General features: G+C 59.1%; 14 protein-coding genes. 6 read left to right on the top strand and 8 right to left on the bottom strand.

Annotated features, from left to right (window positions below; translation table 11 throughout):
- Position 1: 1 nt before the first annotated feature.
- Complete coding sequence (hemH, locus tag LAN37_13540; protein ID MBZ5648232.1) at positions 2–940, bottom strand: ferrochelatase; 939 nt, start codon at positions 938–940, stop codon at positions 2–4.
- A gap of 43 nt (positions 941–983) precedes the next feature.
- On the bottom strand, positions 984–2030 hold the full coding sequence (gene hemE / locus LAN37_13535; GenBank protein MBZ5648231.1) for a uroporphyrinogen decarboxylase: 1047 nt from the start codon (positions 2028–2030) through the stop codon (positions 984–986).
- Between the two features lie 199 nt (positions 2031–2229).
- Between hemE and gluQRS the strand changes: the two genes are divergently transcribed.
- Positions 2230–3066 carry a tRNA glutamyl-Q(34) synthetase GluQRS gene (gluQRS, locus tag LAN37_13530; GenBank protein MBZ5648230.1) on the top strand — a complete coding sequence of 279 codons (837 nt, stop codon included), beginning with the start codon at positions 2230–2232 and terminating at the stop codon, positions 3064–3066.
- A 30-nt stretch (positions 3067–3096) separates the two neighbouring features.
- On the opposite strand, the gene LAN37_13525 is transcribed toward gluQRS, so the two are convergent.
- The 3 genes from LAN37_13525 to LAN37_13515 form a co-directional block, all read right to left on the bottom strand.
- A complete protein-coding gene (locus LAN37_13525; GenBank protein MBZ5648229.1) occupies positions 3097–3450 on the bottom strand; it encodes a hypothetical protein in 354 nt (117 codons plus the stop codon).
- 192 nt (positions 3451–3642) lie between these two features.
- On the bottom strand, positions 3643–5019 hold the full coding sequence (locus LAN37_13520) for a sigma-54 dependent transcriptional regulator (GenBank protein ID MBZ5648228.1): 1377 nt from the start codon (positions 5017–5019) through the stop codon (positions 3643–3645).
- Positions 5016–6281, bottom strand: coding sequence for a hypothetical protein (locus tag LAN37_13515; GenBank protein MBZ5648227.1), 1266 nt, complete (start codon positions 6279–6281; stop codon positions 5016–5018). Before LAN37_13515 ends, LAN37_13520 begins: the two co-directional genes overlap by 4 nt.
- A 1130-nt stretch (positions 6282–7411) precedes the next feature.
- On the opposite strand from LAN37_13515, the gene LAN37_13510 reads away from it, so the two are divergent.
- Positions 7412–8401: an IS1595 family transposase gene (locus LAN37_13510; protein ID MBZ5648226.1), complete on the top strand. Its 990-nt coding sequence runs from the start codon at positions 7412–7414 to the stop codon at positions 8399–8401.
- A 157-nt stretch (positions 8402–8558) separates the two neighbouring features.
- Here the strand turns inward: LAN37_13510 and LAN37_13505 are convergent, their stop codons facing one another.
- On the bottom strand, positions 8559–9164 hold the full coding sequence (locus LAN37_13505) for a hypothetical protein (GenBank protein ID MBZ5648225.1): 606 nt from the start codon (positions 9162–9164) through the stop codon (positions 8559–8561).
- An 837-nt stretch (positions 9165–10001) separates the two neighbouring features.
- Here LAN37_13505 and LAN37_13500 point away from each other — a divergent pair.
- Positions 10002–11213, top strand: a complete 1212-nt coding sequence (locus LAN37_13500; protein MBZ5648224.1) for a hypothetical protein — start codon at positions 10002–10004, stop codon at positions 11211–11213.
- Here LAN37_13500 and LAN37_13495 read toward each other — a convergent pair.
- A complete protein-coding gene (locus LAN37_13495) occupies positions 11210–12112 on the bottom strand; it encodes an IS1595 family transposase (GenBank protein MBZ5648223.1) in 903 nt (300 codons plus the stop codon). The genes LAN37_13500 and LAN37_13495 overlap by 4 nt on opposite strands.
- 11 nt (positions 12113–12123) lie before the next feature.
- Here LAN37_13495 and LAN37_13490 point away from each other — a divergent pair, with 11 nt between their 5' ends.
- Both LAN37_13490 and LAN37_13485 read left to right on the top strand, forming a co-directional pair.
- Complete coding sequence (locus tag LAN37_13490) at positions 12124–12267, top strand: hypothetical protein (protein MBZ5648222.1); 144 nt, start codon at positions 12124–12126, stop codon at positions 12265–12267.
- 362 nt (positions 12268–12629) lie between these two features.
- Positions 12630–13292, top strand: a complete 663-nt coding sequence (locus LAN37_13485) for a PEP-CTERM sorting domain-containing protein (protein ID MBZ5648221.1) — start codon at positions 12630–12632, stop codon at positions 13290–13292.
- 323 nt (positions 13293–13615) lie between these two features.
- Here LAN37_13485 and LAN37_13480 read toward each other — a convergent pair whose 3' ends face one another.
- The gene (locus LAN37_13480) at positions 13616–14353 is read right to left on the bottom strand and encodes a PEGA domain-containing protein (GenBank protein ID MBZ5648220.1); all 738 of its coding nucleotides are present in this window, start codon (positions 14351–14353) and stop codon (positions 13616–13618) included.
- 1344 nt (positions 14354–15697) lie between these two features.
- Here LAN37_13480 and LAN37_13475 point away from each other — a divergent pair.
- A partial coding sequence (locus LAN37_13475) for a hypothetical protein (GenBank protein MBZ5648219.1) occupies positions 15698–15969 on the top strand: 272 nt, incomplete at its 3' end.

Raw genomic sequence — 15969 nt, 5'->3', positions numbered from 1 at the left:
CTCACTGCAACTGCACCAGCGGCCCGTGCTTCGGCTCTTCGTTCGCCATCCGCGACCGCACCACGTCGGCGACCGCCGCGGCGAAGGTCGGCGAATCGTTCAGCGATTCCGCCCGCCACAGGCGCATGCCTCTCTTCGCTGCGTGATCCCGGAACGCGATGTCGATGTCGTACAGCACTTCGACGTGGTCGCAGACAAAGCCGATGGGCTGGAGGAAAACTGCGCGGTGCCCTTCGTCGTGCAGTTTGTCGATGGTGCTCTCGACCGTCGGGCCGAGCCATTCGCCTCCGCTCATGCCCTGGCTTTGGAAGGCGAAGCGCCAGTCGTCGATGCGGATGGACGGCGCCTGCATGGCGACCATCGCCGCCGTCTCCTTCGCCTGCGCCTCGTAGGGGTCGCCCTCTTCGATCGTGCGGACTGGCACCGAGTGCGCCGTAAAGATGATGGGCACGCGCGCTCCTGCCTCGGCGCAGGCCTTCTTCCAGCCCGCCTCCAGCTTCTCCGCGAAGGCCTGGATCAGCAGCGGGTGGTCGTGCCAGTTCTCGACGAAATCCACCGCGAAGGGCGGCGCGCCCAGCGACTGCCGGTAAAGCCCCACGCTGGTGCGCGAGTTCTGCGGCGCCAGGCAAATGGTGATTGCCTTTCCCACACCCGCACGCGCCATCTCCGCCACCACGTCCCCGACGAACGGCTTCCAGTTGCGCATGCCGACGTACGTAGGAAGCCCCGTGAGCTTCTGCACTGCCTCGCCCTGCCGCAAGGTGATCTCGGTCAGAGGCGAGCGTCCGATGAGGCCGTAGCGGTGCTTGACCTCGGTGACGACGTTGTCCGGCATGGGCCGCCCGCCGGTGATCCGCTTGAGGAATTCGGGAACGTCCTCCGGCGATTCGGGGCTGCCGTGCGCCAGCAGCAGGATTGCGAGTTTGGATTTATTGTTCAATTCACTTTGCCAGTCCTGGCGTTCCCGGCGATGTCGACGATCCCTAGTGGACTACTTCCGTCATGGAAAACTCGCGCACGAACTCCACCAGCGCCTTCACGTTTTCCACCGGCGTCTCCTGCAGGATGCCGTGCCCCAGGTTGAAGATGTGTCCCGGACGCCCGCCGGCGCGCCGCAGCACCTCGTGGGCACGGCGGCGGAGGGTTTTCTGGTCGGCGAAAAGCAGCACCGGGTCGAGGTTTCCCTGCACCGCCGCCTTGTACTCGATGCTCTTCCAGGCCTCGTCCAGCGGGATGCGCCAGTCCACACCGATGACCTCGGCGCCGGTTTCCGCCATGGCTGGCAGCAACGTTGCGCTGTCGGTGCCGAAATAGATGATGGGCGCACCCGTGGTCTTCAGCTCCCGAACCAGGTGGCTGGCGTAAGGCAGCACGTATTCGCGGTAGTCTTCGACGCTCAGGCACCCGACCCATGAGTCGAACACCTGGAAGGCGTCGGCGCCGGCCTTCACCTGCTCCTTGGAATAGGCGCCGAGCACGGCGACCAGCTTCTCCATCAGCTCGGCCCAGGCGCGCGGCTGGGTGTACATCATCTTTTTTGTGTGCACGTAGTTGCGCGAGCCGCCGCCCTCGATCATGTAACTGGCCAGGGTGAAGGGGGCGCCGCAGAAGCCGATCAGCGGCAGCTTTTCGCCGAAATGCTTGACCACGGACTTGATGCCCTCCGCCACGTAGCCTAGTTCCTGCCAGCGGTCGGTGCGCAGCGCGCGCACGTCGGCGGCCTGGCGCACGGGCTTCTCGATCACGGGACCTTCGCCGGCGGCGAAATGGAACGGCAGGCCCATCACCTCGAGCGGCAACAGGAGGTCTGCGAACATGATAGCGGCGTCCACGCCCAGGATCTCGGCGGCCTCGATGGTGACCTGGGCGGCCAGCTCCGGCTGCTTGCAGATCTCGACCAGCGAGTGGTGCTTGCGGATGGCGCGGTACTCGGCCATGTAGCGCCCCGCCTGGCGCATGAACCACTGCGGGGTGACGTCCACCGGCTGCCGCTTGCAGGCCCGGACGAAGCGTGAGTTGGGCGCGGACATTCGGGTCTTACTCTACCAAACCACCGCAATTCGGGGTGTGACCATTGCACGGCGTATTGTGACTGCCATCACAGAACGCGGATTTGTGATTGGCGATTTGTGATTTCGCAGGTAATAAGCAATCCGGTGGCTGACGGGCTTCCGAGCAATCACAAATCGCAAATCCGGCCGCTCGTCTGTGGTTAAATCCATCTCTTCGATGCCCTATCGCGGACGCATCGCTCCTTCGCCCACCGGGTTACTGCACATCGGCCACGCCTGCACCTTCTGGACGGCTTTCCAGCGAGCGCGCCAGCTCCACGGCACGCTGGTGTTCCGGAACGAGGACCTCGACCCGCAGCGCTGCAAGCCGGAATTCGTCCGTGCGATGGTGGAAGACCTCCGCTGGCTGGGGATCGAATGGCAGGAAGGCCCGGACGCCGGCGGCCCTTTTGCGCCCTACGTGCAGAGTCAACGCCGCGATCACCATCTGGCGGCGTGGCGCAGGCTGCGCGACCACGGCTTCATCTATCCCTGTAGCTGCTCGCGCAAGGACCTGGCCCAGGCCGCCAGCGCACCGCACCACGACGATGACGAACCTTTGTACCCGGGGCGCTGCCGCCAGCACGCGCCCGAGGCGAAAAATCACTCCTCGCCTACGGGCGTGAACTGGCGCTTCCGGGTCCCAGACGGCGAAGCGGTCTCGTTCTCCGACCTGCGCCAGGGCCCGCAGCGATTCGTCGCCGGAAAGGATTTTGGAGACTTCGTGGTCTGGCGTCGTGACGACGTCCCCGCGTACCAGCTCGCGGTCGTGGCGGACGACGACGCCATGCGCATCACCGAAGTGGTTCGCGGCGCCGACCTGCTGAAGTCCACGGCCCGCCAGCTCCTTCTTGCCCGTGCGCTTGAGCTAACCGTTCCCGCCTACTACCACTGTGACCTGGTCAAGGACGAGCGGGGTGTCCGTCTGGCCAAGCGCCACGACCCGCTCAGCCTGCGCGCGCTTCGCGCTTTGGGGCTTTCGCCGGACGAGGTGCTGCGACGCTGCCAACCTTAGTGCTGGGATTCCGGATTGGTGGAGTCGGGCCTAGAGCTTTTGGCCGAGCTGCTCACACCAGAAGTCGGCGATCATGCGACGCTGGGCTTCGCCGGGTGCGACGAAATCGAAGGTGTGCAGGAAGCCCTGGCGGTGCCGCACGCTGGCCATCAGGCGCACCGGGGTGTTGGTCGGGGTCAGGATGAACTCGATGGAGAGCGTTTCCCCCAGCGGCAGTGCGCCCGCGATCACCGCGCCGAACCCGGTATCGTTCAGGCTGGTGCAGCGCCCTCGAGCCACCCGGGTATTGCCCCGCAGGACGGCAAACCGCAGGTCCGCCGAGCGCTTGGGGAAGCGCTTCACGTACGTCTTTTTGGCCGGGTCGGATTGAGGAACCGAGGCCACGGCTGGCGCCCTCCAGTTCAGACTAGGAAGTGAAGGATGCACCAGATTGGTGCACTTCTCAAAATGCCGGAAGACCATGCCCGGGGGTAACGTCCCGCTTTGCGGCGCCGGTGGCCCCCCGGCCGATGAAGTGCAGGCAGGATCTGTTAGTGGCTGGCCTCGACCAGGGGCGGTGGTTTTCAGCCACGTGGCCTAACTTTCTTTTTCCTCGTCTTCGATCCCGATCTTCGAGAGGCGATAGCGCAGCGCGTTGCGCGATAGACCCAGCATCCGCGCTGCCTGGCTCTTGTTGCCATTGGCCCGCCGCAGTGCCTCGCGGATCATCTCGTCTTCCCACTGCTCGAGCGTCATGCCCTCGGGCAGGACTGCCGCTCCGGAATTCGCCGGCCTCCCGCGCTGGACATCGAATTGGATATCGGACGCTTCCAGCACCGGTCCCTTCGCCAGGGCCGACGCGCGCTCCATGATGTTCTGAAGCTCTCGGATATTCCCCGGCCAATGGTGACTCATAAGAAGCTTCAGCGCATCCGGGCTGACGCCGGTGAACTCCTTCCCCGATTCCGCCGACCCGCGCGCCAGGAACAGGTTCACCAACTCTGGGATATCTTCTTTGTGCTCCCGCAGCGGCGGGATGTCGAGGGGCACGACATTCAGGCGGTAGTAGAGATCTTCGCGGAAGGTGCCTTGCTCGAGCGCCGCGCGCAGGTCGCGATTGGTCGCCGCCACCAGCCTGACGTCCACCTTCAGCGTGCGCGTTCCGCCCAGGCGCTCGAACTCGCGTTCCTGAAGCACGCGCAAAAGTTTCACCTGTGTCGCGGCTGGCACGTCGCCGATCTCGTCGAGGAAAAGCGTCCCCTTGTCCGCCAGTTCGAACTTGCCTGGCTTGCTGGCCACCGCGCCGGTGAACGCTCCTTTTTCGTAGCCGAACAGCTCGCTCTCCAGCAGGTTTTCCGGAATCGCGGTGCTGTTGATCTTGACGAACGGCCCCGACGCGCGCCGCGACTTCTCGTGGATGGCGCGCGCGATCAGGTCTTTGCCCACACCGCTCTCGCCTCCCAGCAGGACGGTGGAGTTCGTGGGCGCGACACGCTCGACCGTGGCCAGCACCTCCTGCATCCTGGCGCTGCGCGCCACGATGTTGGGGTGCTCGAAGCGTTTGTGTAACGCCTCCCGCAGCGAAACGTTCTCGTCCCGCAGACGGCGGACGTCCAGCTCTTTGCGCACCACCATGCGCATCTCGTCGAGCGAGAACGGCTTGAGCAGGTAGTTGCTGGCTCCGGCTTTCATCGCCTCCACGGCCGTTTCCACCGTGCCGAACGCGGTCATGACCACCACTGGCAGGGCGGCACTGAAGCGCTTGACCGCCTGCAGGAATTCCATCCCGTCCATGCCGGGCAGCTTGACGTCCGTGACCACCAGGTCCACGGGCGCACTCTTCAGCAGCTTCAAGCCAGCTTCGGCGTCGGCAGCGGACATCGTCCCGAACCCATCCTCCCCGAGGCTCAGCTCCAGCAGACGCCGCATCTTCGCTTCGTCCTCGACGATCAAAATGTTCGCTTTGGCGGTCATCCCGAGGCCGGCGCTCCTTCCTGCTGCACGGCTCCTTCTTCCATGGGAAGAAAGACCACGAAACAAGCGCCTTCATCCGCTGCGCTCTCCAGTCGAAGCGAACCGCGGTGCTCGTCCACGATATTGGAGACGATCGAGAGCCCCAGCCCAACCCCGGTTTTCTTCGTGGTCACGAAAGGATTGAAGACCTGTTCGCGGAGCTCCGGCGGGATTCCGGGGCCCGTGTCCTTGAGCCGGATCTCGACTCCGCCGCGGCCATTCGAAAACGCCCTCGATGCCTCCACTCGCAGCGTCCCACCCTCGCTGCCCATCGCCTCGTAGGAGTTCTGTACGAGATTCACGAAGGCCTGCTCACACAGGTCTCCGTCCACGGGTACGAGAGGAAGGTCGTGTTGGTAGGCGCTCACCACTTTCACTGCGCCGCCCCGCCACTGCTCCGCCACCGACTTCAGCGCACGATCGAGGAGTTCCGGGATCGCCTGCGGCCGGGTCTCGGTGCGCAGCGGCCGCGCGAAATCCAGAAACCGGCTCACCAGCACGCTCAGGCGGTTCACCTCGATGGAAATGTAACCCGCCAGCTCGCTGGCCAGCGGGTTCGAGCTTTGCAGCTTCTGGTTCAACATCTCCGCCGATCCCTTGATGACGCCCAGCGGGTTGCGGATTTCGTGGGCCAGCCCGGCGGAAAGCTGGCCCAGCGCGGCCAGCCGCTCCGCGCGCTGTGCCTCGGCCTGGGCCAGTTGGAGCCGGCGATTCGTCTCCGCCAGCTGCTCCGTCTGCCGGCGGTTTTCCATGACAAAGCGGTTCACGACCAGCGCCGCCAGGAAGAAGAACAGGATGCGGATGGCGAGTTCCGCGATGCCGTCCGGCGTCAGCTCATATTCTTCGAGCGCCGGATACAGGAACGAGCAGTACATCGCGGATGCCACAGACGTCCAGAAAAGCGTTAAGCGGGGGCCGAAGTACACGGCAGCGGTGACGATGGGCAGGTAGTAGATCGGGTAGTAGCTGCTGTTGATCTCTGGCCCGCCGGTGTGGGCGATCAGCAGCGTTGCCAGGAGAATTTTCAGGAGTACGACGTAGTGGCGCCCCTTGCGCGGGAGCCGGACGATCACCCGGCTCTCCACCAACTGCACTACGCCGATGGCCACCAGCGTGAGCTGCTTGTGGATCTCCGACACCGGCGGCAGGGCCGCGAGACCGGCCAGGAACAGCAGCCAGACCACGTCCATCCAGTTCACGCCTTGGCCGCCCTTTTCGCTCAACGCGTCTTCACCTCGCGGACACCGCAGTCCCGCTCCATCTCACAGTAGTCTATCGCGCGCGGGCGTATCTCACTTCCAAGTCGCCCGCTCGGTTGATTTGGTCGCACGCGCTGTTTTCCACCCGGACGTGGAAATCGGCCCGTGGAACCCAACAATTTTCCCTTGAAACCCGCATTGGGAGGGCATTGTCGCGGATTGCACTGGACAGCGTGCATGCCTTCGCCGCGGTTCTTCGCGTGCAAGAATCACCGGCTTTTCCACTTTAGAGAGTCGTTTTCCACTTCATTGCACCACAATCGGGCATTGACTCGCATTCGCAAAGCATCTACATTCGTGTGCGTCGACGGTTGAAAGGGTTGGTCAGGGAAACTTGGTCAGTCCGAAGTAAACCGAGTGATTCGCCGGGCGGGGCGACCCGTTCGGTGATCGGACCCGAAAAATCCGGCAGTCCTCGCGAGGGGCCGCTGGGGTTCGAGACCGCGAAAGCGGCAATCACATCAGGGGCTGCGATGGTACATGCCTCCACGCTGTTGGCTCTCTCGCAAGAGTCGGCGGCTAGAGCATAACCAATGTCGCAGCCCTTCCTATTTTGTCCGCGTTGCCCACACCTCTGGCTCCGCCCTTCCTTCTCCGACATCACTCTCATTGGAATTGGATGCTGACTAGAACTCTGGCGGAGAGAGGGGGATTCGAACCCCCGGTACAGGTGTTAGCCCGTACAACGGTTTAGCAAGCCTTTTCGGAAGAGTTCTGGAAGTGTATGGATCGACGGCAGAAAACCCTGCAACCCCTTTCTGCACCGTCAGTTGGCGACCTGTGCCAAGTTCTCCCCTGATGTAGCTAGATGATCTGAAATGTACGCGGGGTCCCCACAAAAGTCCCCACAGTCTTCCCGAGTCCAAATCAAAGGTTTTCGGCACGACCTTTGGGGTCGACGAGGCGAAGGAAAAGCGCACACTTGTGCTAAGGGTAATTATCCCTTGACAACAAGTAAGCCTTATGCGAAGATTTGAGCATGAAGTGGTCGGACGAGCTATTTAAGGCTGAGAACAAGGCGCGGGTAATCATTGGGTGGCTTCTGATAGCCGTGGCTCTTGGTCTTGCGATCTATTTCTTGCTGAGGTAGCGCCATGAAACCGAAGAAATACAACCAAGCAATCCCGCCGGAACGGAAATACACGAAGATTGATTTCGACCGCGAATTCCCGGATGACGATGCGTGCTTTGAATTTGTGTTTGAGCAGCGTTGGCCTAAGGGAATGGCGCGGTGCGATAGCGATGAGTGCAAGCGGAAGATGCGGAAACATCACCGCGTTACTGGCCGCACTGCTGTGGCTTGCGATTACTGCGGCAAGCACATCTACCCGCTGGCCGATACGATCTTCGAGAAAAGCACTACTCCGCTTCGGCTCTGGTTCCACGCCATGTTCCTGATTAGCTCCACTCGCTGCGGCATTTCCGCGAAACAGGTACAGCGCGAAGTCGGCGTGACCTACAAAACGGCATGGCGGATGTTCAAACAGATTCGCCAGCTAATGAGTGAGCCTGGAACCAGATTGGAGGGCTCCTCAGTGGAATCCGACGAAACCTTCATGGGCGGTAGTCGCAAGTATGGGCGTGGTCGCCCGATGCGCGGAGATAAGAAGAAAACGCCAGTACAAGGAATTGTCCAGCGCGGCGGGAAGATTGTTGCTCTCGCGGTGCCCGATACTCGCGGCAATACGCTACTGGCGAACATCCGTAAGTATGTGCTGCCAGCGTCCGTGATTTTCACTGACGAATTGACAGCATACGAAGGCATCCGCAGCATCACGGAGCGCGGGTACAAGCATCGGAGAATCAAACACTCCGCTGGCGTGTATGTTCGCGGCAACGTGCACACGAATACGATTGAAGGATTCTGGAGCCTCGTAAAGAGAGGGATTGGAGGCGTGTATCATCAAGTGAGCCAAAAGTATTTGCAGAGCTACTTGGACGAATACGCTTTCAGGTACAACAGGCGGGAAAACGATCAGCCGATGTTTACTTCTCTTTTGAGGCAGATTTCATCGGAAGACGCGACACAGGCTTTTGGGGTGACGCTGCCTTCCGCAGCAGCGAGTGAAATGCCGACCTCGTAATCGGCTTTGAAATCTCGCTGCTGGCTTTGCTCATGGGCCTAGACATTTAGTTCCTTCCGATCCCCTCGACACTCTTGGCGGACTGACCGGGGCGATTCGGCACATTCCTTCTAGAAGGGATAATGCCGTGCCACGCGCAAAATTGCAACGTCAAACCTCACCGCATCCAACCGGGAAGGTTAATCGTGTCAAATCTATCCCAAAAGCGGTCGAACATCGCGTTTCCGACAGCGGCAGGAGGGGGCCAGCCAAACGAGACCCTCTTGGGCCATATCGGAATAGCGTAGTCGTCGATGACCTCCGCCTGAAGGATGGGCGGAAAGTCGAGACGCTCGCGGACCTTCCGTTCTGTCCAGCGTGCGGTCACGACCTGCAAAAGAAGATAACCGATGGTAAACGTACACGTGTAATGCTCGAAGCGGTACGGTGACACCGGGACTTTAACTAGGTGGGGATTGAGCGGCGTTGGTGGTTGCTGTATGCGGTGAATTGACCGCCAATTTGCTGTCAGGTGGCCGGCATTACGTCGCCCAATCCATACCTGTGTACCTGGCGGAATCGTTAGGTGGTGGGCAAACGCATGACGCTGATTTACTGGAAAGTATGGTTCCCCCTTAAGTTCAATATGATTGGCGAGCACGGTTGTCTTGAATGCCCACGCCGCAATTACAGCGCAATCTTCCGGGAAAAATGTCTTCTGTTTGTTATTCAGAATGATGTCTTCGGTAGCTGCCTTCATAGGCTGTTCGAGCCGCGTGCTCATCCATCCGTTATTACAGGCTCGTTCGCAAACGACACCGGCCTTCAATTCTGGTTTCTTCTTGTGCCAAGACTTTGAGGTTCCGTCAGCAAACCTCTTAGTGAATACGCCATCTTGGGCATCTGGCAGCAGCTTAAGAATCCAGTTACTCCAAATGTGTTCCTTGGAATCGGCTGGCCGCTGGCAAAAGCAGCATGTCTTCATAAGTGTTCCTTTGCCTGACTTAGATCCCGCCGCACGATGTTCTGTGCGGCGGGGGAGGGTACGGTTATTTGTTTTTGTTGGGAACGTAGACTACTTCGCGTTCCGTTGTCTTTGGGTGTTTGTCCGCATATCGTTCGGTCGTAATTTGACCGGTATCCGAGCGGCGGTATATAACTTTTTTCGCCACCTACGGTGCCTCCTTTCCGGCTAGAGTGAAAGGTTGATGGTGACCTCCCGGCCACGGTGTATCAGACCGAGGCCGGGAGAAACGACCCGCCTCCCATTGGAGACAGGAATCTCCCTCGACTTTTCAGTTGACGGGAAATTCAGAAGTGCTTAGGATGGGGACTGAGTAGGTTCCCAAACCGCACAACCCGTCAAAAGATCGAAGTCCCGAAGCCCGCTTTACCAGAGCGGGCTTCACTCTTTCTACATAACCGATTCTCGCTGAGAACACAAGCGCAAATGGGGGTCGTAATTGTGGCGAAAGGTTTCGCCTACCACAATATCTTGCGCTTTTTCCGAGTCACCGCACATCCCTGTCACGGCCTCTCTATTCTATACTTGTTCACAAGGGATAATTACCGTGCTAAGGCAGGATTGTTACCTTCACACAAGGTATAGTATAAGTGAGGAATGGCAGCCGCCGAGAAGTTCGTGCGCTGGCTTGTCGAGGGTGTCGTCTTGACCGCCCTCGCTATCATTCTGGAACACATTTTTAGCTTTGAGGCTGCGGTCTTCACATTTGTATTCGGCGGCCTGTTGCTAGCCGTTCTCCACAATTGGGACACGCTAGGGACGTGGGCGAGGGGGAACCTCAAGATGTCTGTAGCCGCCTTTGTCTTGATACCTGCCATAGTTGGTCTTGCTCTGTGGCTATTACTTATAAAGAAAGGCTCCGCGCCAAGACCAAGAGAAGCCCCAGCAGAGTCGGCCACGACCACCACACAACCACACCAACCGACGGCTTCAGAGATTGCAGAAGAATTAGCAAAGCACCTTCCACGGTCAAAGGATGTTGAGAAGGAGCGCCAGGAAAACATCCCCACTCGGGCCAAAGTGGAAGTGAATGTTATTCGTGCCATTAAGAAAACCGACACCTTCACTACTCTAGTTCCGATTAATACCGCAGCGCCTAAAATGCCGGTGCCACAGGATGAGAACTTTGACGATCCCCATCGGGATTTTTATTTTGACCTGATAGGCATTTCGGGTGTTCCAGACAATGCTGTTGAGGCGAAGTGGCCCGTTCACGAGCCACGAAAAATCGGTACAGAGGGTGAACGCTTCAATTTTGTGACGCGGCTGATACAGTTCTATGTCTTGCAACAGATTCAATTACTACATCTTGGCAGCAGCGGCGGCATGAAAGTGACGCTTGGAGAGGGTGCTACCCCGCTCAATAGGAAAGCAATCCCCCCTCCCGATAGCACTAACTATCCTCCTCGAAAGTTGCTTGAGATGTTGGCTGGCAATGAATTCTTGACGCCGAGTGCCAGATCGATGTTCGAGCGTACTCCTTTTACCGTACCTGTGGGCACGACCATAAGTTTGCTTGAAATAGGAGCGGACCCCAAAGAGGGCAAGTTGTTTACCTGCATCGTGAGGCTGGAGAGCCCGTCGCATTACACCTTGGAGCTGTCAATCCAGCCATCCGGGGCATCTGGGCGCGGAATGCCGCCCGCGAAGTTCCAGACGCAGACTGGCGCCACGGTTCAGAGTTATACAATCGTGGTGACGATGAATGCCGAGATAACTCGCACCAAAACTGATGATTTTGACCCCGATGAATATGTGGCGTGGACTACCGGCCTATTTGCGGGGCTAGAAAAGAAAATGGGGTTCTAAGCCGCAATGAGTTCCTTGAATTCGAGGTTCTCGGAATTGAGCATCCGCTTGAGAGTGTCACGAAACAGGAACGGGTTCTTGCGATTGTTGAACCGGAAGCACATCTCGTTTAGGTAGGCTTCAAGATGCTTCGCGCTAACACGATGCCACGTTCCCATGATGCCGCGCTTGAGAAGCGAGAACGCGGATTCCACGGTGTTCGTGTGAATGTCGCCGCGAACGTACACCCTGTCTCTGTGGCGGATCGTCTTGTGCTTATCGCCGTGAACTCCAGCGGCAATCATCGCCTTGGGATATGCGGGAAGCTCATCGGTCATAACCACGTCAACCGCGTCAGTGCTGATGTTCTCTCTGATGTACTTCGCCAGGGTGCCGCTCTTGGCATCCTCGGCATGGAAGAAACGCAACTCTCCGCCGCGCTGACGGATTCCGATTACGATTTCCTTGTTCCGTTTGCTGCCCATGCCGCGCTCACGGCCACCAACGTAAGTCTCACCCACTTCTACGGTGCCATGCAGCAGCGGTTGGGGCGGCACAGCAGCCATCGCTGCGCGGATTCTGTGGCAGAGATACCATGCAGTCTTGTACGAAATACCAAGCATTCTCTTGATCTGATTCGCGCTAATTCCCTTGCGCGATTCGCACATCAGATACGTAACCAGAAACCATTTCGTGAGCGGAAGGTGCGAGTCGTGGAACATCGTGCCAGCCGTCACGGAGAACTGGTGGCGGCATGAATTGCAGTCGAACACATTGCGGTCATAAGCGCGAGAGATGCCCTTGTTGTGGCAGCGTGGACATTCAACGCCCTTGGGCCAGCGCAGATGAGTCAACGTCTCACGGCAGCGGTCGTCAGTTGCGTATTGCTCCACTACGGATACAAGATTGGTCGGCTGCATAGGATTACCTCATGGCGAAGAAGAAGAAACACCCGAGCAAGATGACTACCGAAGAACTAGCGGTGCACGTGTTCCATCCCAAGGTGCTGAAGCACGCGAAGAAGCATCTCGCGACGCTCAACGCTGAAAAGGAACGGCGGAAACCAGTACGGTAGCCAACCATGAGGAGAATGTACCAGAAGGCGAATCTTGAGTCAAGTAAATAATCGTGTGCTAAGGTCTGTTATCAACAGTTATCGTCCGGACAGGCGGGCCTAGAGGACGATTTCAGAATGTTCTTGTGGAACGCAGCTTAGGACCATGCCAGGCGAGCACGGGTCGTCTGGGCAAGCCACCTCGGTTGGTCCGGACCAACCGCCGCCGAAAAAGAAGTGCACATTCTCTTCTGCCAATGTGCAAGAAGTTGCAGCTTTTCAATCGAGCTACCGGTAGGAAGTCATTGTTTTTCAATGAGATGCACTTTGGCCGTTTGCGTGCACACAACATCGTGTTCAACTTTGAACCGTGGGGAGTGTGTATGCGTCGACTGTTAACAGCGTCCCTTGTTGTTCTGCTTCTGTGCGCGATGGCATCGGCCAATGTCATCACGCTGACCTTCGAAGGGCTGAAGGATAGCGAGCACATCCTCAACTTTTACAACGGTGGCACGGGTGATTTGGGTAGTGGGCCGGGCCCGAACTTCGGGATCTCCTTTGGTCCCGACGCGTTGTCGCTCATCTCCGGCGCGAACGGGGGCAATGGGAACTTCTCCGGCTCTCCGACGATGCCCACCATCGCGTTCTTCCTCACCGGCCCGGGCGACGTCATGAACGTGGCAGCCGGTTTTACCACCGGTTTCTCGTTCTTCTACTCGGCGGTCAACAATGCGGGCACCGTGGAGGTGTGGTCGGGCCCGGATGGCACCGGCTCTCTGCTGGCCTCGCTGTTCCTGCCGGTGACCCCCTCGGGCGGCGCCCCGGAATGCACCTACGGCGCGTTCTGCCCCTGGTTCCCGGTGGGTGTGACCTTTGCCGGCACAGCGCAGTCCGTGATATTCACTGGCACGGCCAACCAGATCGGCTTCGACAACATCACCTTGGGCTCCGAGACTCCGACTCCTGGCGTTCCGGAACCGGCTTCGATGGTTCTGCTGGGCACCGGCCTGCTGGGGATCGCGCGCAAGATCCGCCGCAAAGCTTAATCATTTCGTTCCGCGGGAACAGGCCCGAGTCTCAGGCTCGGGCCTAGTTTTTTCCCCGAGAGCGTTTGCTAGCGGGCCTTACGGCCGTTCTCAGCCATCGCCCAGACATCTCTCAGCGCCACCGTACCGTTGAATACCTGCCTGCCGAGCGCGAAATCCCGATCGACGCAACCACGCCCCACAGCCTCGGGCGCCAAGTTCCACGACCGCGTCCTGGCATGTCGCCGAACGCGCCCCATGGTTGTTGAGAAATCGCCTTAGCACAAGTGTGCGCTTTTTATTCGCCTTTCGAGCACGCCCCGCGCCCGCCCGACGGAACAGTTCTACGGGGCTTTGGGAGTATCTGCGCTCTTTTCTAGTTCGGCGTTGACCTTGATTTCGCCGCCCGTTAGCTTCAACTTCCGTTCCCACGTTTTGTAGCCAGATTTCTTGATGGAGATCAGGTGGTCACCGGAAGCGAGTTCAATCGCGGAAGGCGTGCTACCCATGAAGTTTCCGTCGATCTCGATATCGGCGCCTTCCGGCGTCGATGCTAGAAACAATTTTGGGGAAGCGGACTTGGCGAGTTCCGGCGCGACGGAAGGAGTTGGTTTCGGCTGCGGCGCGACCTCCGCAGCCGCAGCGGCCCGCATTGCGGCACCGTTTTCATTCCAGTGCTTTTGAATTGCTCCGCACGCTTCCTGGACAGATCCGCCAAGGGACACTGTCGATTTGCTCATGACCGAGTCGCCACTTTGCTTTGCAAAGACAGCGACCTTGTTCTTGTGCCTCAGCAGCCCTTTGCCACCTTCGTGATCGAGGAGGACGATGTAATCCACCTTCGCTTGGATGTTGTTAATCGTGACCTGTGGGCAGCGCTCTCCAAACGTCTTGATGATCTCGGCTGTTTGTGGCCTGGCTCCGCCATGCGTCTCAGCACCGAAGGCACCTCCAGATCCACCGGCGTGCCCGGACATTTCCCAAGATTGGCTGTCGGTTATGAACACGCGAGGCTTGTCCTGGGCACAAACTGATGCAACGAATGTGAACAGCAAAGCGACGCCGCACGCGATTCTCCGCATACACAGCTCCTTGCCACGCGAGATTGCTCTTGGGGTCGGTGCCCTTCTAACACACCAGCCGGGGCATGTCAGCGAGAAACTGCTGCGCTTGAGGAAACCCTAGGTCGCATAATTCGGCAATCGATGTTCGCCGATAACTGGCGACAAATCCTCTTCTCACCAGTAACTGTTACCGGGCGATCATGACAGCGGGCGGCGTGGCGGTACTCGGGCCTAAGAACCCGCACCTTTCGGGACACTGCGAAGAGGGTTGGGTTTCACGGGTGGCCAGTATGAATCTCACCTGCCGGGCACCTGTGATGTCGAGAATTCCTATACTAGAAAGGGGGAGAGGCCAAAAGCTGCCTCGATCACCGCAATCTTCGATTGCGTACAGGAGACCATCTAACATGTCCACAGCAAGTCTTGCCTCCCCTCACCTTAACCGCGTTAGCGCCAATGCTAACCCTCGCTGGAAGAAACTTGCACTTGCCGTAGTCAAGAGACTCGCTCGGCACCAAAAACATTTCACCACTGGGACCGTGCTGCAAAAGCTCGCTAGGTACCCCCGGACGAAGACCCACGACCTCCGCGCTATCGGCCCGATCATGGTCGAAGCCCGGGATCTGGGCATCATCAAAAGCTGCGGTCTCGTACGTCGGAACGATTCCCATACTCGCGGTGCTACAGTGCTTTGGAAATCGTGCCGCTACAAGCACCCGGTGGTGCCGGACAACTCGGCATCAACGCAACCGCCGCCAGCCGAGTAACACCTCACTCGAGCCACAAGATGGCCTTCCTGAACGATCCACCAAGGCGTGAACTGATGACATTCGCATCCCTGTGATGCGACGGTTTCTTCCAGGCACTGAGCTCCCGCAAAAGCAACGGGCCTGTTCCCACAACCCCACCGCCAAGCGCCGACGGGCACTGCAGCGCTGAAACAGCATCAAAACGGGCAGCGCGAATCTGGTAACGAAACCGAGGTCCGCCCAATACTGGCGGTTTCCTGGCAACGGGTGCGTAGTCGATCGCACACAAGGCTTACGTCCAGGTCCATAGTGAATCGGTGACCTTACGAGGTAGGTGGTCACTCACGGTCTGTAAGGAAGACCATCGAAGCAGCTTCTTCGCTTAAGGCTTGGCGCTTGTGTCAGCAATACAAGTCCCCGTTTTCTCGATAACCTGCGAGCACTTCGAGTCAACTTGCGAGAGCAAATCTGTATGTAACTAGACAAACCTGGTGCCGAGAGCACCGGAGTCTCAAACTGTCCCACTTACGCTGACGAGAGACAATAACGCGATTGGCCACTTGGCGCGGGGTCGAAAGAACGATATGGTACGCGCAAATCTCAGGACGTGCTTATGAACCCGGCTACTGCAAAGAACCCCGCCATCCGCATCGCCGTCGTGGAAAGTGATCCGTTGCGCTTCGTCGGCTTCCGCGCCCTGTTCGATTCCGAGCCGGAATTCGAGCTGGTGTCGGCCTCCATCGCTGAGCTGACCGGACGCGAGAACATCGACCTGGTCCTGCTGGGAAGCCGTGCCGGGCATAACCTGTTCGACACGATGGCCAGCCTCAAAGCCATCCGCCCCGACCTGCGCATCATCGTGACCGGCGCGGGTGCCGACGACGA

The organism is Terriglobia bacterium, from assembly GCA_020073495.1.
In the GTDB taxonomy this organism is placed as follows: Bacteria; Acidobacteriota; Terriglobia; order Terriglobales; family Acidobacteriaceae; genus JAIQFD01.
Note: the sequence above shows the minus strand (reverse complement) of the source record. Positions and strands in the feature narration are given on the sequence as shown.